This is a genomic window from Mesorhizobium shonense (genome assembly GCF_040545255.1).
Lineage (GTDB): Bacteria > Pseudomonadota > Alphaproteobacteria > Rhizobiales > Rhizobiaceae > Mesorhizobium > Mesorhizobium shonense.
This window is the reverse complement of sequence record NZ_JBEPLM010000027.1, coordinates 1-25,528: the sequence shown is the minus strand read 5'-3', so window position 1 is coordinate 25,528 and position 25,528 is coordinate 1. Positions and strand designations below refer to the sequence as shown.

Below are 25,528 nucleotides of genomic sequence, written 5' to 3'. Positions count from 1 at the left end.
CGTGTGACAGGCGATGTTTATTGGAGTTTGGCCATTAGCTCGGCTCGGGCCTGATCGGAGGCTTGGCTGATGGGCAGCGCGACTCCTGTACCAGCCCTATGACCGAGCCGGTGTTGGAGTGCCTGCCGATCGATGACGAGGTTGTCGAGGTGCAGCCTGGCTGGCTGCTGCCTTTGCCCCAGTCGTCCGACCAGCGCCCTGGTGCCGTCAAGCACAAAGACGCCGCAATCATAGCCGTTCTGCTGCTGGGTCATGCGGACCGGCTCCAGGCGGGCTCCCAGCCGTTGTGCGAGCTGTGCCGCGGGCTGGGAGTTGTGCCGGCCGGCGGAGTCGTAATGATAGGCAACCGGCCTTTCCCGCTCGCGTCGATCAACCAGAAGCAGCGACCAGTGGCTGCCGCGGCGTTCGGGATCGGTAGCGCTGGCATCGTTGACAGGCAGGAACAGGAAGTCGGAAGCGTCGTTGCCATTGCGATCATAGACGATGCGCTGGAAAGCCCTGAGGGCGGCATTGTCCGAGCCCAGGCGCAGATGATAATGGGCTATCAGCGGGTCGACGAGCCGCGTTCGGGCGGCGAGATCTGAATTTTCCCTCTGCAGCTGCTGCGCCAGCAGCTCGTAGTCCCTCTGGATATGCTCATCGCTCAGCCATTGCGTGGCGTCGAGCGCCAGTCCGCTGCGGTCGTGAGACGAGGCTCGCGGATTGAGCGCCTCAACCTGAGCGTCGGAGGCTGTACCTAGAGGCGGGGCATAATGGGCATCGTCACGCAGCTCGGCCGATGTGGACGGCAAATCAACTATGGAATCAAGACCGCGGTAGATGTCTGACGAGCGAGCTGACGTGGACCTCCGAGCTGGCCCCATGTCTTGATCCGACTGCGGCGACCACCCTGAGCAGGGGCGGTCCCGACCGGCAGGTCTTTGCCTTCCGGCTTGGTCCACCTCCTGCCAAAGTTGCGACTGATCGTAACTTTCCTGCGAGGCGGCGGGCCTTACCCCCAAATCGGCCTGCTCCCGCGAGCCAAGCTGTGGCCCGAGATCCGGGAGCCTGCCATGTGCAGCGCTCGATGCGGCGGAACCTTCGCCAGGCACGCTCGATGACGGCGATGGCCCGGCAATCGATCTCGACCTGGCAGCGTCCGGCCGCGGCGCGGAGCCGGCATCGTCCTGCAAGTCGACGATGTCATCAAGACCGGCATAGATCTGCGAGGATCTACGTGACGAGCCGGGCTGGGCAATTGCCGGGCCGGCAACTGCGCTCCAATGGCCCGAGCCGCTAATGTCAGCACCCTCAGTTAGTTGCTCGGGCGTGAGCGCATTCAGATCAAAATCCGGACGCCGATAAGGTATGGGCGACAGCGGCGCAAGGCCGGCGAAGGTCGAGGACGAGTCGGCACTTTGAGCAGGCGAGGATGGGGCCGGCACGGGGACCAATTCTGGCGGGAGCGATGTCGTCTGATGGAACTGCGGCACATTGGCAGCCATTGGCGCGCCACGCTGTACGGCCTCTTCTTCATGGAAGGCTCGCAGCACGTCCCAGGCCGGGTCGCTCGGGGACATGGGGATGGGCGAGAAGGCGACGGGTGAGGCGCTCTGGGCAGTTCCCATTGCCGGGCCGCTTGGCCGCTCGCGCGGGGCCGCTTGCCCATGCGCTGACAGGCCCAGTGCATTGTTGGCTGCGACCATTTGCCGGTATCTCTGCAGAAAGCCCCAGGCTGTGGCGAAACGGGGGCCTGCGTTCTTCTTGTATTCGTCAACCGCCCGGCTCAGAACCGCGGGTTCAATCTGGGCAATGCCCTCGCCGAAGTTCTGACTAAGCCAGCTGTTGAAACGACCCAAAGTACTCCGATAGCTATTTAGCGTGTCTTTTCCGTACCTGCCTGTAGCTGCCTGACATGCATCTTCGATCACCTGGTTGTCTTCGCTGACAGGACGCGATCTAGCTGTTGTGACAGTCTGTCCGGCAGAATGCTGCCGGAGCCTTCCCAATGCCACGTTGATGTCGCTCAGTAGTACGGCATCGTTGCCCGCAAAGTTCTTCGCCAGGCCGTCCAGCTGCTCGTCCTCAATCCGACCGTGGATTTGGCTCTGGTGGTTCTCGTCAAGCCATGTGCTGAACTTGCGCAGCGCCGTTATATCGCCCCTCACGGTTGTTTCTTTGAGGCTGCCCACGGCTTCTGCCCGGTATTGGGCGAAGAGTTCCTCATCGTCCTTCGTGCCGGGTCGAACAATCGAAGCAGCCGTCACAAGCTGTCCGGCAGAATGTTGCCGGAGCCTTCCCAACGCCATCTTAAGTTGACCGAGTAGTTTGGCATCGTTGCCCGCGAAGTCTTTCGCCAGGCCGTCCAGCTGCTCGTCGTCAATCCGACCGTCGATTTGGCTCTGGTGGTTCTCGTCAAGCCATGTGCTGAACTTGCGCAGCGCCGTTATGTCGCGCGCGATCGACTTCTTGCTCACCTTTGTTGTAGCCTGGGCACCGTAGGCGGCAAAAAGCGCCTCGTCCGGGTGCTCGAGGCCGCGCTTGCGGCTGCGGGTTTGCTGAATGACGGCAGCCTGGTGCGGCGCCGCGGCCGGCATTGTATGGCGCGGGCCGGTCAAATCCCCTCCCATGCTTCCTTCTTTGAGGCCTGCAGCCTGGGCAAAGAGTTCCTCATCATGCTTGGTGACAGGTCGAACATTCGAAGCAGCCGTCACAGGCTGTCTGACAGAATGCTCCCGGAGCCTCTTCAGCGCCGGATTGATACGCGTGCTCTCGCGCACCGCGAAGTCCTTCGCCAGCGCGTCCAATCCCGGGTCCTCAATTCGGCCGGCGATCTGCGTCCGATGGTTCTCGTCAAGCCATCTGCTGAACTTGCGCAGCGCCGCTAGATCGCCCCTCACGGTTGGTGCTTTGACGACGGCCTTTGCCCGGTATTGGGCGAAGAGTTCCTCATCGTCCTTCGTGCCGGGTCGAACATTCGAAGCAGCCGTCACAGGCTGTCCGGCTGAATGCTGCCGGAGCCTTCCCAACGCCACGTTGGTGTCGCCCAGTAGTTTGGCATCGTTGCCCGCGAAGTCCTTCGCCAGACCATCCAGCTGCTCGTCCTCAACCCGACCGTGGATTTGGCTCTGGTGATTCTCGTCAAGCCATGTGCTGAACTTGCGCAGCGCCGTTATACCGCGAGCAATCGAGCCTTCACTCACCTTGGCTGTTTTATCCGCCTTGGCACGGTAGGCGGCAAAAAGCGCCTCGTCCGGGTGCTCGCGGCCGCGCTTGCGGCTGCGGGTTTGCTGAATGACGGCAGCCTGGTGCGGCGCCGCGGCCGGCATTGTATGGCGTGCGCCGGTCAAATCGCCCTGTTGATTGGCCGCAGGCCGATATGCGTCCGCGACGACGTGAGGGAAGCTCACGCCATCGGGTGCGCTTCCAAATCCCGTGGCGGGCAGGTTGACCCCCGGCGGCGGCATGGAACTCGAAGCTTCGTAACCGACCCCAATCGCTGCGCGGCTCCGCGGCTGATCGACACTTTGCGCCGGTGAGTGGACCCCCCGCTCCGCATCCTGCCAGAATTGCTCCGAAGCGAAACTGGCAGCCGCAAACGGCCCGGCGCGGTCGGCGGCGGCAAAGAGCTCGTCCTGGTCAAAACTCTGCGCAGGTGAGTGAGCTGGTGGAGCAAAGGGCAAGTGCGAACCGCCTTCCGCGGCGTCCTCCTCTTGCAGCATGCTCGGACCAACCGCATCTGCATTTGAGCCGGTCCGCCGCCTGGCGAGACGGCTGTTTGGAACGGCTTGCCGATGCTGGCCCGGCGGCAACGCGTTCAGATGCTCCTGAAAACGCGCCTGGTCGGTCTGCTGCTGTTGCGAGCCTGCATCGTCTGTGCGGGTGAAATCTGAGACATGGGATGGATTGACGTTCTTAAAGGGATCCATGCTATCTCCTTTTGCCTGTTCCGAGCAGCTCAAGCCGACCCTGGCGGCTGGAAACGTTTGGTTCGCGCATAAGGCCGCGGATAGGCCGCGAGATGATCCGTGAAACGATTGCGCGACCTGAGCCGCCCGGCTGAGTCGGAGCGTAGCTTGGCTGACCTGACAACAAGCTGACGCGCTATGAGAGCTCAGCATCATCTGAGCGATGCTGAATCAGAGGTTGCGCCGGTTCGTGACATCATAATGTTCACGATCCCCAGACGAGCTTAGTCATTCAGGCGGACTGGACGGCTACGGCTACGGAGCCGACCCCACAACGACCAGCCCGCGGCACAGCTCGCACAACGGCTGGGAGCCCGCCTGGAGCCGGCCCGCATAACCCAGCAGCAGAACGGTTATAATTGCGGCGTCTTTGTGCTTGACGGCAACCAGGGCGCTGGTCGGACGACTGGGGCAAAGGCTGCAGCCAGCCAGACTGCACCTCGACAACCTCGTCATCGATCGGCAGGCACTCCAACACCGGCTCGGTCATAGGGCTGGTACAGGAGTCGCGCTGCCCATCAGCCAAGCCCCCGATCAGGCCCGAGCCGAGCTAATGGCTTCCTTCAGAAGCAGAGAGCGATCTGACGCAGGGCGTTGAGTCTCAGTGGCTACCGTCAAAGCAGATCAGTGCTAGACGTCGTGTTCCGAGGCGAAGATCGGTGGCCGCCCCGCACGTACGGAGGGCGAGCCATAGGAGAGTATAGCGAAGCATTTGTTGCGTTGGATGTAACCATCACCGCAACCGGCTCCGACGCTGCGCTATTTGGTGGCTCCGCGTCTTCGCCGGTTGCTCAACCCGCCAACACGGCGTAACAGTCGAGGCTCTAATCGCCACCGGATGACATGTCAGTGGCACGTCACTCCGGCGGGAGGGCGAGCCTTCAGGGGTCAACCGCATCTACCGGCTCTACCGCGAGGACGGACTGACCGTGCGCAAGCGCCGGGCACGACGACGGGCAGTCGGAACACGGGCGCCGATCCTGGTCGAAGTACGGCCGAATGCTCGGTGGTCACTAGATTTCGTGCACGATCAGTTCGCCTGCGGCCGACGCTTCCGTGTGCTCAACATCGTCGACGACGTGACACGGGAATGCCTGGCCGCGATCCCCGACACCTCGATCTCTGGCCGGCGTGTGGCGCGTGAGCTGACCGAACTGATCGGCCGGCGCGGCAAGCCTGCCATGATCGTCTCCGACCACTGCACCGAGTTCACATCGAACGCCATCCTTGCTTGGTCGAAGGATCATCGCGTCGAATGGCACTACATTGCGCCGGGAAAGCCTATGCAAAACGGCTACGTTGAATCTTTCAACGGCCGCATGAGGGACGAACTTTTGAACGAGAGCCTGTTCTTTGGCATCGATCATGCCCGCAGCGCCATCTCGGAATGGAGGGAGGATTACAATACCGCGAGGCCACACTCCTCGTTGGGCTATCAGACCCCGGCGGCTTTCGCCGTGGTCTTCACCGCAACCGGCTCCAGCGCTGCGCTATTTGGTGGCTCCGCGCCTTCGCCGGTTGCTCAACCCGCGCCACACGGCGTAACAGAAACGGTCGAGGCTCTAATCGCCACTGGATGACAACTCAGTGGCAGGTCAAGTGATCGCAAGCTTGCACCGAGCGAGTGCTCAGCCTACTTCACCTCCTCAAAAGCAGAACTCTATTCTTCGCGGAATGCGCGATTGATCTGATCAGACAGGGGCTTGAGAAAATAGGAAAGCGCTGTCCGCTGGCCCGCCTGGATCATCGCTTCGGCCGGCATGCCTGGGATCAATGTCAGATCCTTGATCTTCGTCAGTTCAAAACGCGGAACTGACAGGCGCACCAGATAGTAAGAAGTGCCGTTTTTTTCATTCGTCATCAGATCGGCCGCTATCCAGCTTACATATCCGTTCAACTCCGGTGTGGTTCTCAAGTTGAAGGCCGACATCCGCAACACGGCTCGTTGACCAAGGCGTATCTGGTCGATGTCTTTCGGAGAGATCTGTACTTCCAGCAGAAGATCGTCGCCATCAGGCACAATCAGCATGATGGGATCGGCGGGTCTGATCACACCACCAACCGTATGGACAGCAACCTGTTGGATGATTCCTGAGTGCGGCGCGACGATATCGGTTCGCCGAAGCTCATCCTCAGCAGCTACCTTGCGTTCAAGGAATTCCTCCACTTGGGCCTGGACCTGTGCGAGTTCCTTGCCGACTTCCGTCTTGAAATCTTGATCAATCTGCAGGATTTGCAGACGAGTTTCGGCAATACGGCCCGCCGTCTGGGCCTGGTTCGCGACCGTTTCACCGCGCTGACCGCTTAAGGTGGCAGCCTGCGACTTGAGGCTATTTAAGCGTTGGTCCGAGACAATGCCTTGTTCGCGCAGCTTACTCAAAACAGCAATTTCATGTCCGAGAATGTCGATACCTTTCTCAAATGCAATCTGCTGCGCTTTGAGGCCCTCGATCTCATGCTTATATTGCGCGATCCGCTCGGCCAGCTGCGACTTTTTTCCTTCGCGGGATTGCCTGCGAAATTCGAATAACTTCCGCTCACCGAGTATTGCGGAGGCCGCCGACGAAATATCTCGCCGCTTGAGCAGCCATTCCGGCAAGACGATCTCTGCCAGATCGTCACGCTCGGCTTCGAGCCGTGCTAGCCGGGATGCCAACTCATCGAGTCGCTTAATGATGATGGCTAGATTGGCGCGTGGCTGAGTGGCATCAAGTCGCATGATAACGTCGCCTGTCTTGACTCTATTGCCCTCACGCACGAGGATTTCTTTCACTACCCCACCGGTCGGGTGCTGCACTTTTTTTATGTATGAATCGACGACAAAGTGTCCGGACGCGACAACCGCACCAGACAGATTCGTCACTGAAGCCCAGGCTCCCGCCCCTCCGAGAACGGCGACGCTCAAAAAAAGTGCTGTCAGTAAGTTTCGGCGAATAGAACGGGAAGCGTCGGCTTTCGTGTCAATTTCAGACATCGCAATCCTCGAATCGGGGCAGCCTAGGTCTTTATGTGGACACAGCGCCCTTGGACGCAGACGCAATCCCCCGAGCAGATGCCTTCCCAACATCGGTCGCAGACACATCCTTGGATTCAGTTCGTGGCGGCGTCGCTGCTCTTCTCTGCAAGACAGTGGAAAGCACTTCATCGCGCGGACCGAAGGCTCTTTGGCGCCCACCTTCGAGCATCAATATGCAATCGACGGCGGCGATGGCGCTGGGGCGATGTGCGACGACAACGGCAATGCCGTTGCGCACACGAACGGAATTGATCGCCTCGACCACGGCGACCTCGCCTTCCGCATCAAGGTTGGCATTGGGTTCATCAAACACGACTAGGAAGGGATCGCGATAAAGAGCTCGGGCAAGACCGATACGCTGACGCTGCCCGGCGGAAAGTGCCGAGCCAGCTTCACCGATCTGAGTTTCATAGCCATGTTCAAATCTGAGGATCAGTTCGTGTGCACCCGCTGCTTTTGCCGCAGCCACGATAGCCTCAGAATCAGGATTGTCATCAAAACGACAGATGTTTTCGCCGATGGTTCCGTCAAACAATTCAACGCCCTGAGGCAAATAACCGAGATGGCGGCCCAGTGCTTCTCGGTTCCATTGATCGAGGCTCGCGCCGTCGATGCAAACTTTTCCGGAGGAGGGCCCCCAGGCGCCGATGATGGCGCGCGCGAGAGTTGACTTGCCAGAACCCGATGGGCCGATAACCCCGAGTGCGCTTCCCGCTCGAACGGCAAACGCAACGCCTGCCACGGTGGGTTTCTTCTCGCCGGGTGGGACGATCATCACGCCTTCGACGCGCAGTTCGCGTTCAGGAGCGGGCAATGGCATGACCGAAGCGGTTTGAGGCATCTTGGCCATGAGGTCCTTCAGCCGTGCCCAACTCTGGTGCGCCACAAGCAAAGTTTTCCAGCTTGAAATCGCCAAATCGACTGGAGCCAAGGCCCGGCCCATCATAATGGAGCTGGCAATCATCACCCCAGCGGTAGCTTCACGTGCGATCACGAGGTAGGCGGCAACGGCGAGGATCGCCGATTGCAGCATCATGCGTAGCGACTTTGAAATCCCGCCGAGCCCAGCTGCCACATCTCCGGCCTTACGATTGGCAGCAAGATATTTGGCATTCACCTTATGCCATCGGGCAGCGATCCGGCTTCCAAGGCCCAGAGCCTCTATGACCTCGGCATTGCGGCGCGCCGCTTCCAGTAGGCCGTTGCGGACCATGTTGTGGTTGACTGCATCACGTGTGGCCCGCCGGGAGCATGCGTTAGTTAGAGCCGTTAGGGAAACCAGGAGGACCGCCCCGACAAGCGCCGTCATGCCGATCCAGAAGTGAAAAAGGAAGCAAATGCTGAGATAAAGCGGCATCCATGGCAGATCGAAGAACGCCGCGGGGCCGTTTCCGGCTAGAAACCCGCGAACGTTGTCGAGGTCGCGAAGCGGCTGCAAGCCATCGCCCGGTCTGCGTGTTAAAAGGGGCAAGCGAACAATTGCCTCATGAACGCGTCCGGAAAACTCCCCGTCGAAACGCTCGCCGATCCGCAGCAGTACGCGTGCGCGCAGAATGTCGAGCAGGGATTGGAATGCATAAAGTCCCGCAGTAAGCACGACGAGACCCAGCAACGTCGGTACGCTGCCGCTCGCCAGAACGCGGTCATACACCTGCAGCATGAACAGTGGCGAAGTCAGCGCAAGCAAGTTGATCACGCCACTGATTGAGAAAATTGCCCAAATGGTGGCCGTTAGGGCGAAAGGCCTCGAGGGCGACTGCTCTTTGCTCGCTGAGATTTTCAAGAAGGGACCACCAGGAAAGGCCTTCGTTCATAAGCACCGTTGGGCTGGAATCTGCCACTTTATGGGCCCGCAGAACCGGCCTACGTCACCGGCGACACTAACTCCTGACACACGGCGGATGCTCAGCGCGGGAATGCTTAGTCCTGGCGTCTTGGAGGAGACGAAAGTGAAGTAGGACCCAGTCAGATGCAACGCCTCGATGTCTGCCACACTGTTAACAGCGCTCAGTCGTCATCCTCCATGCGAGGTTTATTTCGACCGTAGCCGAAAAGATAATTAAGCCCTCTCCGCCGAAGACTTTGTCGTTGTCCGCGCCGCCGAAGGCTCGGTCGACGCCCCGACCGGCCGAGATGGAGTTTGTGCCAGCACGGCCGTCGATCCGAGCATTACCTTGGAGAAATCTAAGATTAACTCGTCACCGCTACTGCCGTACGGGGTATTGGCTGCGGGCCCAGCTTCGATAGGCTTTGCCACCGCATATGCTCCTCGCGATTGATTCATAGCACTCTTGTGTCGCTGCTCGAATTTGTAAAATCGATTGATTGGATATCATGCATTCACTCCTTGGATGCCTTTGGTAGCGCGCCACATCACACCCTCGAAGCTGGATTGGCTCTACGCCCCGCTGCCCCGTAGGCTGACTGGAAACGAGTCCCAGTGCTTCAAGGGCCCCAGTCGACCCGGATGCAACGGCGGCCAACCAGCGCGATCTCGTTTCATGCCATGCCGTGCCGTGCCGGCAGGCGTTCCCCAATCTGCTCCGACGCTGGCCTTACAGGCACCAACGGCAGCACGGCTGGCACCTCTCAGCGGGAAAGCTCTACGCCAGCGAGACAGCTGATTCGTATGATCTGCGGCCCGCGCAACTTCCCTAACCGTCACGCTAGCGGGCCAATCAGCCCTTGAACATTCAATCGGTGACAGCTGCTATGCGTGCGCTTTGGGTCCAATCGAGTTGTCCGGGACCCTTCTGTCGGATGGCTAAGCTTACCCTTGATCCTCCCAGATGCGCCCGCCGACGCCCCCGCTCGGCGCGATCTCGTCAATCCGCTTGAGATCAGTATCCGTCAGTATGAGTTCGGCAGCCGAAATGTTCTCCGCCACACGTTGCGGGTTGCGAGCCCCTGGGATCGGGACGATGTAGACCTTTCGCGCCAAAAGCCAGGCCAAGGCAAGCTGAGAGAGGCTGATGCCTTTGGCCGTGGCCAGTGACGTAAGCTCCTCCGCGATCTCCATGTTCTTGCCGAAATTCCCTGGCGCCCACCATCCGAGATTCTGCCGGAAGTCATCGGCGGCATATTGGTCGCGAGATGTTACGTGGCCAGTAAGGAAACCGCGCGCCAGCGGCGAGTATACAACCAGTCCGATACCCAGTTCTTCAAGGACCGGCAGCAGCGGTTCCACATCCCTGGCGAAGATGGAATACTGGTATTGCTGCACCGAGATAGGGGCGACAGCGCTGGCGCGACGGATGGTGTCCTCGTCCGAGTTGGAGAGGCCGAGATACCTCACCTTGCCCGCCTGGACGAACTCCTGCATCACGCCCACGACGTCTTCGATCGGGACGTCGGGGTCGGGGATGTGCTGGTACAGCAGATCGATGGTCTCGACGCCCAGATTCCTGAGGCTAGAGTCCACGACCTGGCGGATGGTCTCCGGCCGGGAGTCGGGGGCATAGCTTTCGGTCAGGCCGAACTTCGTTGCGATCGTCACCTGGTCGCGGATCGGCCGCAGGGCAATACCCAGCAGCTTCTCGCCTTCACCCCAGCCATACATGCGGGCAGTGTCGAAGTGGGTGACGCCCAGTTCATGAGCGCGGCGGATGGCCGTGATCGATTCCTTGTCGTCGCTGGGCCCGTAACCGATGGCGGTCCCCATGGCACCGTAACCAATGGCTCCGACTGTCAGGCCGTGGCGGCCAAGCTTGCGCTGCTGCATCGTGAACGTCCTTTCCTGTTATGTCCCAGTGTCGCTTCTCACACGCGACCGAGCGATGCCCGATCCTGCCGGTTCATTGCCTAATCCTGCCGATCGCTTGACGTTTCCAGGTGAACCCGAGCAGATAGTCTCATGACCGATCTTGCCCAACTCAAAGCCATTGCCCTGCGCCATGCCGGCAGGCCGCAATCGAAAATGCCGCGGGTCAGCGTCAGCACCTTCGACCGTCCCTCAGAGCCCGGCTGGTTGGTCTACGACCCGGTTGTCTGCTTCGTCCTGCAAGGCGCCAAGCAGGTCTTCATCGGAGACCAGGTGCTGGAGTACGGCGCCGGGCACTGCATGGTGGTGGCGGCCGAACTCGCCGCCATGGGGCAGATCAGCGAGGCTTCACCCGAGCAGCCCTATGTCGCGATCAACCTCTACATCGATCCGGAGGTGATCTCGACGCTGCTTCTGGAGATGGGCGGCATGCCGGAGCTGCCGATGGATAAGGGGTTTGGATTTAGCCCCGCAGGGCCGGCACTCATCGAAGCTTGGCGACGCTTCGCGGAACTTCTGGACCGCCCGAGTGAAATCCCGGTCATGGCGCGTCACAGGGAGCACGAACTCATGTTCCGCCTCCTTATGGGACCACAAGGGGCGCTGCTCCGGCAGATCGCCGGCACCGGCAGCCGCCTGTCACACATCCGGCGGGCCATGGCATGGATTCGCGAGCACTACGCGCAGCATCTGAGCATCGAGGCCATGGCCAGGGTGGCCGGTATGAGCGAGTCGGTGTTCCATCGCCACTTCAAGGCGATTACCGGATTGAGCCCGCTGCAGTACCAGAAGCAAATCCGTCTGCATGACGCACGTCGACGCCTGATAACGAAGCGCTCGGAAGCCGCGACGGTGGCCTACGCGGTAGGCTAGGAAAGCGTCTCGCAGTTCAGCCGCGAGTACAAGCGGCTATTCGGCGCACCGCCCCGGCAGGATGCCGGGAGGCAAAGCATCGTTGCTCCAGGGCCGTAGATCCGGCCGGGCACAAGCAGGAACCCTCGTGGGGCGAGCGGAAAAGCTCACGACGAGTTGTGCAGTTGCTTTGCCTTCTCCTCATGCAGCGCACGATGGGCTTCAATTTCGCCCAGGTGATCCAGATCCTGGCGCGCGCGGACGCGGCACGCAATATCGGCCCACAGTCGCAATCAGCAAGCTCCGTTTCGTCAATGCGAAATATCACCACCGTCGACGTGCTGACCGACATCGCGACATGCTGCGGATTCGATCCGGCCGAAGCCCGCGCGATCGCTCGTGATCCCGCGCAACAAAAGCGGGTCGCGCAGGAGGCGGCCCATCCGCGCGGGTGGGCGTGCTCTCTGTTCCCCACTTCGTGTTCGATGGGCGCATTGCCATCGAAGAACCGCGGACAAAATGGCTACGCTTGTTTATCGATACCGCGCAAGAAAATCGGCCGGGCATCCATACGGACACCCGACCGAGCTGCCTGAGCTGATAAGCCCATTCGCAATCCAGGAAGCGCGAAGCACTTTTCCCGGATCTGCTCTCCAGGGCTATTTCTTGATCGCTGCCGCGAGTTTTGCTCCAAGATCGGGGCAGGGACGGCCACCCACTTCACGATTGACCGCAACCAATATTATCACGGATCGAAACAATCACGCCGCCTTGATGGCCAGCACCGCATTGGTACCCGCGAACGCAAAACTATTGGAAAGCGTCACCTTGACTTTCCGCTCCCGCGCCACGTTGGGGGTAACATCTAGATCGCAATCCGGATCTGGTTGCTCATAGTTGGCGGTAGGCGGTACGATGCCATGCCGAATTGCCATCACGCAGGCGATCAGCTCCAGTGCACCCGAGGCCCCGAGGCAGTGGGCATGCATTGATTTGGTCGAGGATACCGACATTCGATAGGCGTGGTCGCCGAACGCTCGTTTGATTGCTGCGGTCTCGATCTGATCGTTTGGCTTAGTGCCGGTGCCGTGAGCGTTCAGGTAATCGACCTCCTCCGGAACCAGACCCGCATCGGCTAGACAAGCGCGGATCGCCGCCTCGGGACCCTCGATGGTCTGTGCCGCGATGTCGAAAGCGTCGGCCGAAAGGCCCGCACCGGCTAATTCCGCCAATATTTCAGCGCCTCTGGCTCGGGCATGGTCGTAACTTTCCAAGAGTATCATGCCTGCGCCTTCGCCGAGAACAGCGCCCTGCCTATTCGCGGAAAAAGGCCGGCAAGTGTCAGGCGATAGCACGCGCATAGCCTCCCACGATTTCACTACTCCCCAAATCAATGGCGCATCGGCGCCACCTGCCACCATCGCATCAGCGCGGCCACATCTGATCTGGTCGACGGCGGAGGCAATGGCATGGTTAGAGGAGGAACAAGCCGAAGTGACGCCGTAGACGGGACCGCGCAGTCCAAGGTCCATGCTGACATGTCTAGCAGCAGCGCCTGGCATGACCTTAGGCGCGGTGAAAGCCCCGGTCCTCTTTCTGCCTTGGAGCAGCATAGCCCGGTAGTCTTGCTCAATCGCCTCCCATCCGCAGACGCCCACACCGACCGTCGCACCCAGGCGATAGCGGTTTTTGTCAGACGCGGTCAGCCCTGCTTGCTGGACTGCTTCGCGAGCGGCAAGCACTGCAAGCACACTGAACCGATCCATCGAAAGAATTTGCTTGCGCTCGATCTCATGCTGAGGAAGATCGCGGATCGCGCATCCCGTGCGCGCGGTGATGTCGTGCAGGCAGGGACTGCTCAACACGCCGATTGCTGAACGGCCCTCGCACATGGCGGCCCAAATATCGGCAACACAGCTGCCGAGCCCACAAATCCCGCCTATGCCGGTGATAACAACGCGCTTGTTCATCGTCAGTGCTCATTAAGCGCACGGACGGCTTCGACCACGCTGCCCATATTATGCGAATTGCTCCACGTCAGTAAGGTCCGATTCGATGTGGATCCCGTATTTGGTCTCAAGATCAAACAGGATGTCCGCCATTTCCAGCGAATGGATGCCCAAATCAGTGAGCTTCGTCTCAAGCGTGATCGGATTCGCATCCGGTTCAGCGTGCTCTTCAGTCGTAAGCTGGTCAGTCATGCCTTTTAAGCTCCCGTCTGGCGGCCGACCATGAATCTCGGTGACGCGAAAGAATCAGCATTGTTATGATGCAAAATTCGGCGCTGTCAGGGAAATTGATATTTTGGATAAGAAGCATTCAAGAAATGGATGGGGCGCATATGGGCCAGAGGCGGACTCCGAACTATTTGTTTGCGACCGGCGTCAGGTTGGAAATGCCGTCCAGCATTACCGGAATACGCATTTTGAAGGGCGTCGTTCACAAATCGCGTTTTCCTGTACATAGTGATGTGTTGGAATTTCAGGACGCGGGGAATAGTATCGCTAGTCGATCAGGGTACACGCAGTCATATTGCGCTTTCGCTTGAGCCGCCTTGCGCGTAGCCTTATCGACGTCGCGGTCGACCTGAATGCGCAGTGACCGACCAGCTCGATCTCGAATCCGGCCATGCCGCGCCGGCAGGCGTGCCGACCGTCCCCGATACTGCTCCGTCGCTGGCCTCACAGGCACCAACGGCAGCAGGGATGGCTCCGCTCAGCGGGAAGGCTCTTACGCCAGCGAAACGGCTGGCTCGTATTGATCTGCGGCCCGCGCCGGGCAGGGAACCGGCAAGTGTCCAGTTGCGCCTCCTGGCGGAGATGACAGGCGGCCACTCGCGACAAAGCACACCGCTGAAACGCTGAGCAGATCCAAAGTTGTGCAAATCATACCGCAGCCTTCGGCTATGTCGCCAGTCGAGACGCCTCCTCCAACAAAATCTTCCGCATCCAGATGCTTGCCGGATCGCCATTCTGAAGCGCAGGCCACTGCATCGCCAGAGTGAACACCGGCAACGAGAGCGGAAGTTCGACGACGCGCAGCGGTAGCGTTTTTGCGAAATACTCAACCAGCCTCAAGGGCATGGTCCCAATGCGATTGGTGCCCGGTAGCATCGGAGGGATCAGGCTGAACCCCTGCACGATCACCTCGGCCCGCCTCTTGAGGCCATGCTCGATCAAAAACCACTCGTCAATGGATGGCCTGAGCGAACGTCCAAATCTGGCCATTACGTGGCCCATTGACATATATTTCTCGAATGTGAACTTTCTCGACAGTTCCTTGTTTGTCCGACAGCCCACACAGGCGAGTGTATCGTCGAAAAGCCTCGCTTTTGGATGCCCGTTTAACAGGAACAATTCAGGGAGTATCAGAAAATCGGCGTCACCGCGCCGGAAGAGTTCATCCAGATCGTCAACGAGAGGCAGGAGTTCGAAGCTGACGAAAGGAGCTTCTCGCGCAACACGGTCAATGACCCTCTGAAAGAAAATGATCGTCATGTAATCGGAAAGCATGATCCTAAAACAGCGATCGGATTTCCGCGGATTAAATTCCTCCCAGGATATAATCGAGAGCTGTACATGCAGCAGCGCCTCGCGGACTGGCGAGGCGAGCGCCTCGGCTCGCGGTGTCGGGATGAGTTCACGGCCTCTCATTGTAAAAAGCTCATCACCAAAATAGCCGCGCAGCCGGGCGACAGCCGCGCTCATGGCTGGTTGGCTAAGGTGGATACTGCGAGCAGCCGCTGTGAGGTTACGCTCGGCCATCAAAGCGTCGAGCGCGACGAGGAGATTCAGATCAAGGCCCTTGAACCGCATTCCAATTCCAATCTGGCGCATGGATGCATGTCATCCAAGCAATAGATTTCACTAATGTCATGAGACGTCACATTTGAAAAGTGTCTTTAAATGCAAATAGGGGAGGCAAAATGAAGCAGCCGACCGCCCGGGAGCTCATTAGCTCCGGCCCGAGATGTGCTGCAGAGTCCTGCGCCCCAGCGGCCGCGTCAGGATCGGGACGGCACGTCATTGAGCACAGGGCTTCGGATCCGGGTTAACGAGCGAGTTCTCCGATGAGCGGAGTTAGCCGGCGGTGCGTTTCAATCAAAATGAGGAAGCGAGCGGATTTGGAATCCGCGCTCAAGTAAAGCTGGGATTAGACGGGATACCGCCGTGACGGTCTGATCGCGCAGACCTGAACCAGATCCGGCTATCAGCTCGTCGGGAGGAAACCCGTCGTGCAAGCGGACGATTGCGCCGGGCTTGGCCGATTCCAGCACCGTTTCGACGATCGTGTCCACCCCGGGGGGAGACCAGTCGCGCGGATCAACCGACCATTTGATAGCTGCCAGTTCAGCGATGGCGGACGCGGCAAAGACCTCTTCGGTCCAGTTCCCGTATGGCGCGCGCAAGTGCCGAACTGACGCTTGAGGGCAAGCCATCATAATAGCCGCATTTGCGTCAAATATTTCACGCTGCACTTCGTCGAACCCGCATCTAGACAGGTCCGGATGAGTCATCGTGTGGTTGCCTACCTCGTGCCCTTCCGCGACCATTCTTTGAATTAGCTCCGGCTGGCCCAAGGCATAGGTGCCAATGACGAAGAACGTCGCCGGGACCCGATGTTGAGCGAGCAGATTCAAGATCTGCGGTGTGCAAAGCGGGTGAGGACCGTCGTCAAAAGTCAAATATATACTGCGGTGGCCGATGCAGTCGTCGCACTCACTGCGCACATCCCATAACCAGTCGGAATGTATCATTGGCTCTAGTCCGTTCCGGTCGATTGTCGCTCCGGCAGGCCAATCGGGCGTTGAACATTCAACCGGTGTAACAGCGACAGCTGCGTTTTCCGTGGGCTTTGAGGCAAATCGGGTGACGCCTTTTGAAGGGTTGACCCGACCTCGAATTGAGCGCCAGCTTGTTCCATGCATACCTGCATTGGGTGCGATTATACTTCGGCCGCCAGTGGGTCTATGGCGACAAACTTAGTGAAACGGCAAGCCTTATGGTGCATGTCAGTTATTGACGTGACTGGGCAGGAACTCTTTCAGAGCCGTTTCTTCCCGGGCCCCGGTTTGTACCTCGCTCAACTTGCGTTGCTGTCCGATCATGAATGCAGGATTCAGCGCAATCAGTCAAATTGATTGGTTGGATAAATCCCATCCGCGCTGTGGATTGATATCCCTGGGGTCCAGTGCACGGCAGTCGACAGTCCCCGAGCCGTATTCCGGCGCTGCACAGCACCAACTTCGGCCAGCCGATCACGAGCGTCAGGACCCTTGGAAGGCCTCGACCCTGACATCCACCGAGCGAATAATAACCATCCAAACAATCGATTTTACCAATCGGTGGTGGTGCTGCATTAGGAACCCGAAATGAAGGGTATGGGCTCAGGAAGGACGGCAAGTTTGAGAGAGCCCATCAGCGCTGGAACCCCGTCGTACGAGGTTCGGCCAGTTCAATTGGCTAGTATCGCGATCGCCGACGGCAGCGTCTGAACTCGCACCGGATCACGCGGCGTCGACGCGTGATGCGTGCCCTCGGGAAGTATCAGAAAAGGAGTCTTTGTATGCGCTCTCAAGTGCGGTGGAAGCTGTGCTGGGAAAGCGAGTTGGAACTTTCCGACCATATCGAACTCGCCGAATTCTTTCGAAGGACCTACGGACCGACCGGCGCCTTTAATGCCAAGCCGTTCGAAGGCAGCCGAAGTTGGGCCGGAGCTAGACCCGAGTTCCGTGCGATCGCGTATGACTCGAGCGGTATTGCGGCACACATGGGCTTGCTGCGCCGATTCATCAAAATCGATGGCGCTGACCTCCTGGTGGCTGAACTCGGATTGTACGGGATTCGTCGGGATCTCGAGGGGCGCGGAATCAGCAGTTCATTCCGCGTCGTGCTTCCCGTGTTGCAGGAACTCGGGGTTCCATTCGGCTTCGGCACGGTTCGGCCTGCGTTGCATAAACACGTTGCAAGATTGGGGCGAGACGGTCTGCTGGTCGTCAAGTCGGGCATTCGCGTGCGCTCCACCCTTCACTTCGCGCTTCTCGACAAACCGCCCACGCGCATAGACGACTCACTCGTCGTTGTCGTGCCAGTTGGACGTCCGATCTCCGATTGGCCCGCCGGCGAGATGATTGATCGGAACGGAGCAGAGCTTTGAGCCACCTCGACTGCTTCTCCGAAGTGTACAGCGAGTGCGCTAACGGTGCCGGGCAACCTAGCGTTTATTTGACGTTTGATGACGGCCCTCATCCGTTTTGCACACCGAAGGTGCTCGACGTGCTGGCGCAACACCGTGTGTCGGCGACTTTCTTCGTCATTGGCGCGTACGCGGCAGACCAGCCGGCACTAATCCAACGAATGATCACGGAAGGGCACGAGGTAGCTAACCATACGATGACTCACCCTGATCTGTCCGAGTGCGAACCCGGCGTAGTGCAGCGTGAGATATTCGAGGCTAACAGAGCCATCAAAGCGGCCTGCCCTCGAGCCTCGGTGCGGTACATGCGCGCTCCTTATGGCATCTGGACCGAACAAGTGATCGCCTCTTCGGCCAGCATTGGGCTGTCAGCTGTCCACTGGTCGGCAGATCCGCAAGACTGGTCTAGTCCCGGTGTCGATGCAATCGTCGATGCAGTGCTGGCCTCCGTCCGGCCGGGCGCAATCGTGCTCTTGCACGACGGGTGCCCTCCTAGCGAGATGAAGCCGGGCAGTGACGCCGGCTTGCGAAGCCAAACCATCCTGGCCCTCTCGCGCATAATTCCAGCGTTGCACGACCGCGGCTTTGTAATGCGCTCGCTCCCCCAACAACACTAACGAACCAAAGATCTCATGGACCTTCTTGGCACAGTCAGCACTGTCACCATCTCGTGTTATGCGCTGCTCTCGACCACATATAAGAGCATGCAGGCCGCTTATGCCCGGCCGGCGAGCGTTTCATCGGTCTCGGACAACCTAGCCAGTCCCGATCTTTGGCCGAGCGTGGACGTCATCATTCCTTGCTACAACGAGGACCCGCGCACACTCTTCGAGTGCCTCACGTCGATTGCAAACCAGGACTACGCCGGAAAACTGCGAGTCTATGTTGTTGATGACGGTTCTGGGAATCGGGACGCCGTTAGGCCCGTTCACCAGAGCTTCGCGGGCCACCCGAACTTCATCTTCATTCTGCTCCCCAAAAATGCCGGAAAGCGCAAGGCACAGATCGCCGCGATACGCCGATCATCTGGAGATTTGGTGCTCAATGTCGACTCGGACACGATGCTAGCGTCCGATGTCGTCACAAAGCTTGCGCTGAAGATGCAAGATCCGGGGATCGGCGCAGCCATGGGTCAGTTGACAGCCAGCAACCGGAGCGACACCTGGCTGACCCGGTTGATCGATATGGAGTACTGGCTGGCTTGCAACGAGGAACGCGCAGCGCAGGCTCGCTTCGGCGCCGTAATGTGCTGCTGCGGCCCGTGTGCCATGTACCGTCGATCCGCACTCCTTTTGCTGCTGGATCAGTATGAGACCCAAACATTTCGGGGAAAGCCAAGCGACTTCGGTGAAGATCGCCATCTTACGATCCTAATGCTGAAAGCAGGCCTTCGAACTGAGTACGTCCCGGACGCCATCGCGGCAACAGTCGTTCCAGATAGCCTAGGGGCTTATCTGCGCCAACAACTCCGGTGGGCACGCAGCACTTTCCGGGACACCTGGCTTGCACTGAATCTGCTACCGGGCCTCAACCGCTTTCTGACATTGGACGTGGTGGGACAGAATCTCGGGCCGCTACTACTCGCCGTATCGGTGCTAACAGGCCTCGCGCAGTTCCTACTGATGGGCACCGTGCCATGGTGGACAATCCTGATGATTGTATTCATGACCATCGTTCGCTGCAGCGTGGTGGCTCTTCGTGCTCGCCAACTTCGATTTATAGGCTTCTCTGTCCACACATTCATCAACGTCTTTCTCTTGATCCCCCTGAAAGCCTATGCGTTGTGTACGTTGAGCAACAGCGATTGGCTGTCGCGCAGCTTCGCTGCCACCGTGGCAGTTAAGGATGGGAAACAGGCTCCCGTCCAGAACCTGACCACCGAATCAAGCACTACAAAATTGTCGGGAGATGCGGTGCAGAATCGTATGCGCCATCTTGCACCGGACTGTTCGGTGCTGGTGACTTCCGACGAGTAATGGTTGCGGTATCGAGGTAGACGAATTTTGAAGTTTGACAATAATCATCGATTGTTGGATCGGGAATTGGCCGCAGACGATCCGTGGCTGCTCGATGCCAATCCGTTCGAGCGGGAGCGTCACACGCAAATGCTGCGGCTGTCGCTTTTGCATGGATCCATCACAAATGCACTTGAAGTCGGGTGTGCGGGAGGCGCGTTCACGGAAAGGCTAGCGCCCCATTGCCAACGGCTTACAGTAATCGATGTCGTGCCGCGCGCGATTGATCGAACGCGCAGACGGATGAAGGACCTACCGCACATCACCTGGGTAGTCTCCGATGTTCAACAGTTCTCGACTGAGGAACCGTTCGATCTGATCGTCGTGGCGGAGGTTCTCTATTACCTAAATGGCATTGCCGAGATGCGCGCTGCCATCCGCAACCTTGCGCGCATGCTTGCGCCAGGGGGGCACCTGGTATTCGGATCGGCGCGCGATGCCACTTGCCGGCGCTGGGGTCACGCCGCTGGTGCCGAAACTGTCATGGCAATGCTGAACGAGACGTTGATCGCTGTCGACTATCTGCAGTGCCAGGGTGACACCCCCAACCAAGACTGCTTGCTCGCCCGTTTTCGGAGTCCGGTTCGGCCTCCGGATCTGTCGAATTGCCTGCGTTAGACGAGGCAGCATTATGCGCATTTGTGGTATCAAGCTGACGCATGACGGGCCGGTCGGCCTTGTCGAGGACGGACAACTCGTCTTTTGCATTGAACAGGAGAAGCGGGAGGACAATAACCGACGAGGTCTTGAGGACCGCGCGCCGGAAATATTCAGCCCCGGAACGCCGGATCCTTACATGTTGTTCGAGCATCAGACACGGGCGGAATGGCGGGACAAAGTCCCCGCTGTCGTGCATCTCGACGGTTTCGTGCGACTGCAGACCATTTCCAGAACCTCTGAGCACAAAGTGGCCGAGCTACTCATCGAATATGAAAAACTCACGGGCATTCCGCTGGTTTGCAATACGAGTGCCAACCACCATGGACGTGGGTCCTTTCAGGGTGCCGCCGCAGCCTGCCGCTGGGGACGAATTGAACACATATGGTCCGATGGCGTGCTGTTGACCGAAATTCCCGAAACTGAACTATCGCCGGTCGACGGCGCCCTTCCGCTGGTGTGAGTGCGCGACCATGATGGCAATCGACTTCGTCGGCGTGACGAAATCATATGGCAAAAGGGTCGTTGTCGATGGCATGTCATTCACCGTTGCACCGGGAGAGTGCTTAGGGCTGCTGGGGCCGAACGGCGCGGGCAAAAGCACGATTACACGGCTGCTCCTCGGTATGGCAACGCCTGACGCAGGCGAGATCACCGTGTTTGGCGTGCCAGTGCCGGCACGTGCCCGTTTGGCACGTGGACGCATCGGCGTGGTCCCGCAGTTCGACAACCTTGATCATAGGTTCACGGTACGTGAAAACTTGCTGGTGTTCGGGCGATACTTTGGCATGAGCAAACGCGAGGTTGAAGCGGTCAGCCCATCGCTGCTCGAGTTCGCCCGCCTCGAGAACAAGGCGGATGCGCGCGTCGCCGAACTGTCCGGCGGCATGAAGCGACGCCTGACGCTAGCCCGAGCGCTGATTAATGATCCGCAACTCTTGGTCATGGACGAGCCGACCACTGGCCTCGATCCACAGGCGCGCCACCTGATCTGGGAACGCCTGCGTTCCTTGTTGGCGCGGGGCAAAACGATACTTTTGACCACTCACTTCATGGAGGAAGCCGAGCGGTTGTGCGACCGGCTGTGTGTGCTCGAGCAGGGGCGCAAGATCGCCGAAGGGCGACCACACGCGTTGATCGACGAGCAGATCGGCTGCCAGGTGGTCGAAGTCTATGGCGGCAATCCACATGAACTGAGATCGCTGGTCAAGCCGTACGCGCAACGCATCGAGCTGAGCGGCGAAACCCTCTTTTGCTATGCGCCCGATCCCGAGCAGGTGCTCACGCAGCTGCGTGGGGTTGCTGGTCTGCGCCTTTTGCAGCGTCCGCCGAATCTCGAGGATGTCTTCTTGCGGCTGACCGGGCGCGAGATGAAGGACTGAACAATGACCGAAGGTTATTTGGCCGTTATGCCCGCCAATGCCTGGAATTGGGTTGCAGTGTGGCGCCGCAATTTTTTGGCTTGGAAGAAAATTGCCCTTGCGGCGGTTCTCGGGAACCTCGCTGAGCCGATGATCTCGTTGTTCGCCCTTGGCTTTGGCCTCGGGATAATGATAGGTCGTGTTGAAGGCACTTCGTACGTAGCCTTTCTGGCGGCCGGCATGGCCGCGGTAAGCGCGATGACCTCGGCGACCTACGAAACGATCTACTCGACTTTTGCTCGCATGGGAGGAGAACGCACCTGGGAAGCGATGCTGTGCACTCAGCTCACGCTCGGCGATATCGTACTTGGTGAACTAGCCTGGGCCGGCACCAAGTCTCTTCTGGCCGGTACGGCGATTACGCTAGTTGCTGCCACACTCGGCTATGCCGCGTGGCCGTCCCTTCTCTACGCGCTGCCAATCATCGCCCTAACTGGGCTTGCTTTCGCAAGTCTAGCCATGATCGTCGCGGCGCTTGCGCCCAACTACGACTGTCTCGTATTTTACCAAACGCTTGTTCTCACGCCTATGCTGTTCCTGTCCGGGGCCGTCTTTCCGGTCGGCCAAATGCCAGGCGCATTTCAGCAGGTATCGTCCCTCTTGCCTTTGGCTCACTCGGTCGACCTTATCCGCTCAGTCATGCTTGGCCGCCCGGCTGAAAGCCTCGGCCTGCATATTACCACACTTTGCGTCTACGCGGTTTTGCCGTTCTTCTTGTCGGCGGCGCTGTTGCGTCGGCGCCTGATGCGCTGACGCTGCTGCGTCGGTGCCGAGGCTTGGGCACTCGCCCCTGTCAGCGCAGACCGTGGTGCTATCCCTCCGATTGTACGGTTTGCTTGAGTTCGAGCTAGTCCGACCGGTTGCGAACATCCTTGAGCGAGGCAGTCTCGAAGATAGCAATCAGGCATCTCGTCCGAAGCGCCACCCGAACTGCCGCGACTAATGCTGGTTAGGAACACACGCAATGACTGATAGCCACATACCGCCGCCTGCGCCATTCGTGATCCTGGCGATGCCAAGAACTGGCACGCACTACCTGGAAGAATTGCTGAACGCGCATCCGAATGTGTTGAGCAACGGTGAGCTGCTCAATCCATATGCCACGACTTGGCCTGATAAGCATCGTCTGCTTCGCAGCGATCGAGAGCTGCTTGAGCTTGCCTACTCGTGCTGTCCCGCGCAGAGCGACAAAAAGGCGACGCATGTGGGCTGCAAGGTCAACGAACCTCAATTTCATGATCGTCCGGGTTTTTTTGCCGAGCTGACACGCTGGCCGGGCCTCAGAGTCATCCTCGTGGTTCGCGAAAATACGTTGGAATCGCTGCGGTCACTGGTACAGGCGAGACAAACGCGCCAATGGCTGAAGTTCAGGTCGGACAATGATGCTCCGCCGCCGCAAGTTAGATTATCGACCGCCGACTGTGAGGCATACTTCAAGGCTGCCGACGATTTCCACGCTCGGGTCGTGCGATCCTTCACGAAGAGCAATATGCTTGAGATCGAGTACGAGTGCCTTTTGCGCGAACCTGCCACATGCTTGGCAGCGATTTGGGATTTCTTAGGCGTTCCGGCGCTTCGATTTTCCAGTACGGCGACGCTTCAGCGCCAGGAAATGCGACCGCTAGAGCAAACGATCGAGAATTTTCATGAGTTGCGCCGCCACTTCTCGCACGGACCTTACGCGAGATTCTTTGACGTCGGCGAGAGGGGAAGGGCAGTGGCGATCGACTGACAGGTTTATCGAAAGATAAAAAACTCACGCGAACACCGAAGGCCACTATGCTGGAGAACGGATGGAGCGTATGGCCCGACCGGCATCGGCGTCCACATCAGACGTGTCGCCGACGTTTCCTGGCGCGCCTTCCCCGGCGCCCGCTCCTCGATGTGCGGCTCCGCGTAAGTCCGAAATCATTTTACCGGCTATTCACCGCCTCTGGCGCCAATGCTTTCAGGCAGACGCACTGGCTCGGCCATCCAGTCGCGGTCTAACCAGCTGAGCTTGGGAACCCCCAGCCCAAGACTCCCTGCGATGCGGACGGCGAAATCAGGTATGAGTGGGTAGGCCGCGACACAGAGTCCGACAAGCGCGAAGGTCACTGCGCGGGCCGCGGTCCGGTCAAGCGCCTCGTTTTCCTTCGCTGCAGCTGGAACGTGCAGCACTGAACATGAATAGCGGTCGATTGCGTCGACGAACGCCTCGATTGCACGTGTCAGCTGACGGACGTCCGGGTAATCGGCTTCGAAGCGCGTTCGCACTTCTGCATTGAAGCGTCTGCACTCCGCCAGGAACGCAATGTCGGTGGCTGACCACTGGCCAGGACAAGGGAGCTCGTCAGTTGCGACCCGCTCGATGACCTGGTTAGCCTTCCCGGTCGATCTTAACAGCCGTTCGTCCCAGAAATTCCGTTTCCAGCTTTCGTAAGAACTCAGGGAGAAGTCCTCAACACAACCGTCCGGGCGCCGGCGACACAAGTAGAAGCGAAGCGGTTCGCCGGTTTCTTTTCCAGTGATATCGTTCACCCAGATTGCGTGATTTCGTGATGTTGAGAACTTCCTCCCATCGAGAGTGAGCATCTGATTTACGAAAATCCGTCGAGGGAGCATCTCATGCAGATCAAGCGCCAAAAGTACGCCGGGAATGACCAACAAGCGTCCGAAGGCGTTGTCCGCCCCGAAAAGAATGTTCAGCTCCGGCAGCTCGTCCCGCGGAATTTGGTACCACAAGACAGGGCATCCGCTCTTTTCCCTTATCATTTCTAAGGCAAGCAAGTGCCGAGGCACGTGTTCGATGGTGATGTTGAACCGCTGACACTCAAATCCTGGGATTGGAATCCGGATTCCCTCTCGGTTTGGGTTAGAGATGCAGACTTCCGGAAGCCCCCGGCTCAGCCAGGATTCGATGTAGTGCTTGGCGTAAATGGGCAGGAAGGACCGCGAGGCGAAGGATTCGAGCGCGTCATGCATTGGAGCGAGATTCAGGAAAAGGCGCTTCAGGGGGCGACGTTCCAGGGAACGCCCCTCGAGATCAACCGGATCCTGAAGTTCGGCATCGAGGACCAGCGCGCCGCAATCCTCGCATTCATGGCCGGAAGCGTAGCCGCCGCAATAGGGACATTTGCCGTGGACGAAGGCGTCGACCCTGAAGCGCCCGCTTTCGACGTCATATGGGACCAAATGCTCTCTTTCAGCGATCAGGCCCTTGCTACAAAGTCGCTTGAAGACCTCGAGAACGACCGCCTTGCCGCGGCGGTCTGGCTCTGTCCCAAGGAAAATATCCGGGACTGCGTTGAGCCGATCCAGAGCCTCCTGGAAAGAAGCCGTATTTTTCTGCGCGAGCTGGTAGTATTCCAGTCCTGCAGCGTCGGCCGCAATTGCAATGTGCTCAAGATGACCGTGCGTGCCCTGCAGCACGAAGACCTCTCGGTCGCCTGTCTCAGCAATTCGGCGCAACACATCCGCGTGGAGGAACGGTCCTGAGGCATGACCTATGTGCATGTGCCCGTTCGGGGTAAGCATGGCGGGGACCAGCAACAACGGTCTGTCTTTTGCCGTCGCTTCCTTCCTGGAAATGTACGCCTCCGGCGAAGGCCGCCTTGCGCGAGCATGGCACGGTAGCGAGGCTGCGCTCTTAAGGTCGTCCTTACGAGCGTGGTTAGCAGCACAGC

At 59.1% G+C, this 25,528-nt stretch carries 18 protein-coding genes and 4 pseudogenes; 12 read left to right on the top strand and 10 right to left on the bottom strand.

Features of this window, described 5'->3' with window-relative positions; all coding sequences use genetic code 11:
• Positions 1-17: 17 nt before the first annotated feature.
• Positions 18-3,908: a Ulp1 family isopeptidase gene (locus ABID26_RS34795; protein ID WP_354418043.1), complete on the bottom strand. Its 3,891-nt coding sequence runs from the start codon at positions 3,906-3,908 to the stop codon at positions 18-20.
• A gap of 899 nt (positions 3,909-4,807) precedes the next feature.
• On the opposite strand from ABID26_RS34795, the pseudogene ABID26_RS34790 reads away from it, so the two are divergent.
• Positions 4,808-5,527 (top strand): annotated as a pseudogene (locus tag ABID26_RS34790) (IS3 family transposase); the annotation flags it as partial.
• An 80-nt stretch (positions 5,528-5,607) separates the two neighbouring features.
• Here the strand turns inward: ABID26_RS34790 and ABID26_RS34785 are convergent.
• The 4 genes from ABID26_RS34785 to ABID26_RS34770 form a co-directional block, all read right to left on the bottom strand.
• Positions 5,608-6,921, bottom strand: coding sequence for an HlyD family type I secretion periplasmic adaptor subunit (locus ABID26_RS34785; protein WP_354418041.1), 1,314 nt, complete (start codon positions 6,919-6,921; stop codon positions 5,608-5,610).
• Positions 6,922-6,952: 31 nt separating this feature from the next.
• Entirely contained in the window at positions 6,953-8,686 is a 1,734-nt protein-coding gene (locus ABID26_RS34780; RefSeq protein ID WP_354418064.1) for a type I secretion system permease/ATPase, read from the bottom strand.
• 274 nt (positions 8,687-8,960) lie between these two features.
• The gene (locus ABID26_RS34775; protein ID WP_354418063.1) at positions 8,961-9,098 is read right to left on the bottom strand and encodes a hypothetical protein; all 138 of its coding nucleotides are present in this window, start codon (positions 9,096-9,098) and stop codon (positions 8,961-8,963) included.
• A 635-nt stretch (positions 9,099-9,733) separates the two neighbouring features.
• The gene (locus ABID26_RS34770) at positions 9,734-10,684 is read right to left on the bottom strand and encodes an aldo/keto reductase (protein ID WP_354418039.1); all 951 of its coding nucleotides are present in this window, start codon (positions 10,682-10,684) and stop codon (positions 9,734-9,736) included.
• A 132-nt stretch (positions 10,685-10,816) separates the two neighbouring features.
• On the opposite strand from ABID26_RS34770, the gene ABID26_RS34765 reads away from it, so the two are divergent.
• The gene (locus ABID26_RS34765; protein WP_354418038.1) at positions 10,817-11,596 is read left to right on the top strand and encodes an AraC family transcriptional regulator; all 780 of its coding nucleotides are present in this window, start codon (positions 10,817-10,819) and stop codon (positions 11,594-11,596) included.
• 194 nt (positions 11,597-11,790) lie between these two features.
• On the top strand, positions 11,791-12,171 hold the full coding sequence (locus ABID26_RS34760) for a thioredoxin domain-containing protein (RefSeq protein ID WP_354418036.1): 381 nt from the start codon (positions 11,791-11,793) through the stop codon (positions 12,169-12,171).
• A gap of 165 nt (positions 12,172-12,336) precedes the next feature.
• Here the strand turns inward: ABID26_RS34760 and ABID26_RS34755 are convergent, their stop codons facing one another.
• The 4 genes from ABID26_RS34755 to nodB (ABID26_RS34740) form a co-directional block, all read right to left on the bottom strand.
• Complete coding sequence (locus tag ABID26_RS34755) at positions 12,337-13,545, bottom strand: beta-ketoacyl-[acyl-carrier-protein] synthase family protein (RefSeq protein WP_354418034.1); 1,209 nt, start codon at positions 13,543-13,545, stop codon at positions 12,337-12,339.
• Between the two features lie 48 nt (positions 13,546-13,593).
• A complete protein-coding gene (locus ABID26_RS34750; RefSeq protein WP_354418032.1) occupies positions 13,594-13,776 on the bottom strand; it encodes a phosphopantetheine-binding protein in 183 nt (60 codons plus the stop codon).
• Positions 13,777-14,478: 702 nt separating this feature from the next.
• Positions 14,479-15,390, bottom strand: coding sequence for a LysR family transcriptional regulator (locus ABID26_RS34745; protein ID WP_354418030.1), 912 nt, complete (start codon positions 15,388-15,390; stop codon positions 14,479-14,481).
• Between the two features lie 281 nt (positions 15,391-15,671).
• Entirely contained in the window at positions 15,672-16,331 is a 660-nt protein-coding gene (nodB, locus tag ABID26_RS34740) for a chitooligosaccharide deacetylase NodB (RefSeq protein WP_354418028.1), read from the bottom strand.
• Positions 16,332-17,140: 809 nt separating this feature from the next.
• Here nodB (ABID26_RS34740) and ABID26_RS34735 point away from each other — a divergent pair.
• The 9 genes and pseudogenes from ABID26_RS34735 to ABID26_RS34695 all read left to right on the top strand — a co-directional run bounded on the left by ABID26_RS34735 (position 17,141) and on the right by ABID26_RS34695 (position 23,595).
• Positions 17,141-17,731: a NodA family N-acyltransferase gene (locus tag ABID26_RS34735; protein WP_354418026.1), complete on the top strand. Its 591-nt coding sequence runs from the start codon at positions 17,141-17,143 to the stop codon at positions 17,729-17,731.
• Positions 17,728-18,387, top strand: coding sequence for a chitooligosaccharide deacetylase NodB (gene nodB / locus ABID26_RS34730; protein ID WP_354418024.1), 660 nt, complete (start codon positions 17,728-17,730; stop codon positions 18,385-18,387). Before ABID26_RS34735 ends, nodB (ABID26_RS34730) begins: the two co-directional genes overlap by 4 nt.
• Before the next feature lie 15 nt (positions 18,388-18,402).
• Entirely contained in the window at positions 18,403-19,746 is a 1,344-nt protein-coding gene (gene nodC / locus ABID26_RS34725) for a chitooligosaccharide synthase NodC (protein WP_354418023.1), read from the top strand.
• Positions 19,747-19,756: 10 nt separating this feature from the next.
• Positions 19,757-20,403: pseudogene (nodS, locus tag ABID26_RS34720) on the top strand (nodulation methyltransferase NodS).
• A 13-nt stretch (positions 20,404-20,416) separates the two neighbouring features.
• Positions 20,417-20,518, top strand: a pseudogene (locus ABID26_RS34715) (carbamoyltransferase N-terminal domain-containing protein); the annotation flags it as partial.
• Positions 20,519-20,530: 12 nt separating this feature from the next.
• A pseudogene (locus ABID26_RS34710) lies at positions 20,531-20,905 on the top strand (carbamoyltransferase C-terminal domain-containing protein); the annotation flags it as partial.
• Between the two features lie 10 nt (positions 20,906-20,915).
• The gene (nodI, locus tag ABID26_RS34705) at positions 20,916-21,824 is read left to right on the top strand and encodes a nodulation factor ABC transporter ATP-binding protein NodI (RefSeq protein WP_354418021.1); all 909 of its coding nucleotides are present in this window, start codon (positions 20,916-20,918) and stop codon (positions 21,822-21,824) included.
• 3 nt (positions 21,825-21,827) lie between these two features.
• A complete protein-coding gene (locus tag ABID26_RS34700; protein WP_354418019.1) occupies positions 21,828-22,616 on the top strand; it encodes an ABC transporter permease in 789 nt (262 codons plus the stop codon).
• A gap of 211 nt (positions 22,617-22,827) precedes the next feature.
• A complete protein-coding gene (locus tag ABID26_RS34695) occupies positions 22,828-23,595 on the top strand; it encodes a sulfotransferase (protein ID WP_354418017.1) in 768 nt (255 codons plus the stop codon).
• A gap of 188 nt (positions 23,596-23,783) precedes the next feature.
• Here ABID26_RS34695 and ABID26_RS34690 read toward each other — a convergent pair.
• A partial coding sequence (locus tag ABID26_RS34690; protein ID WP_354418015.1) for a class I tRNA ligase family protein occupies positions 23,784-25,528 on the bottom strand: 1,745 nt, incomplete at its 5' end.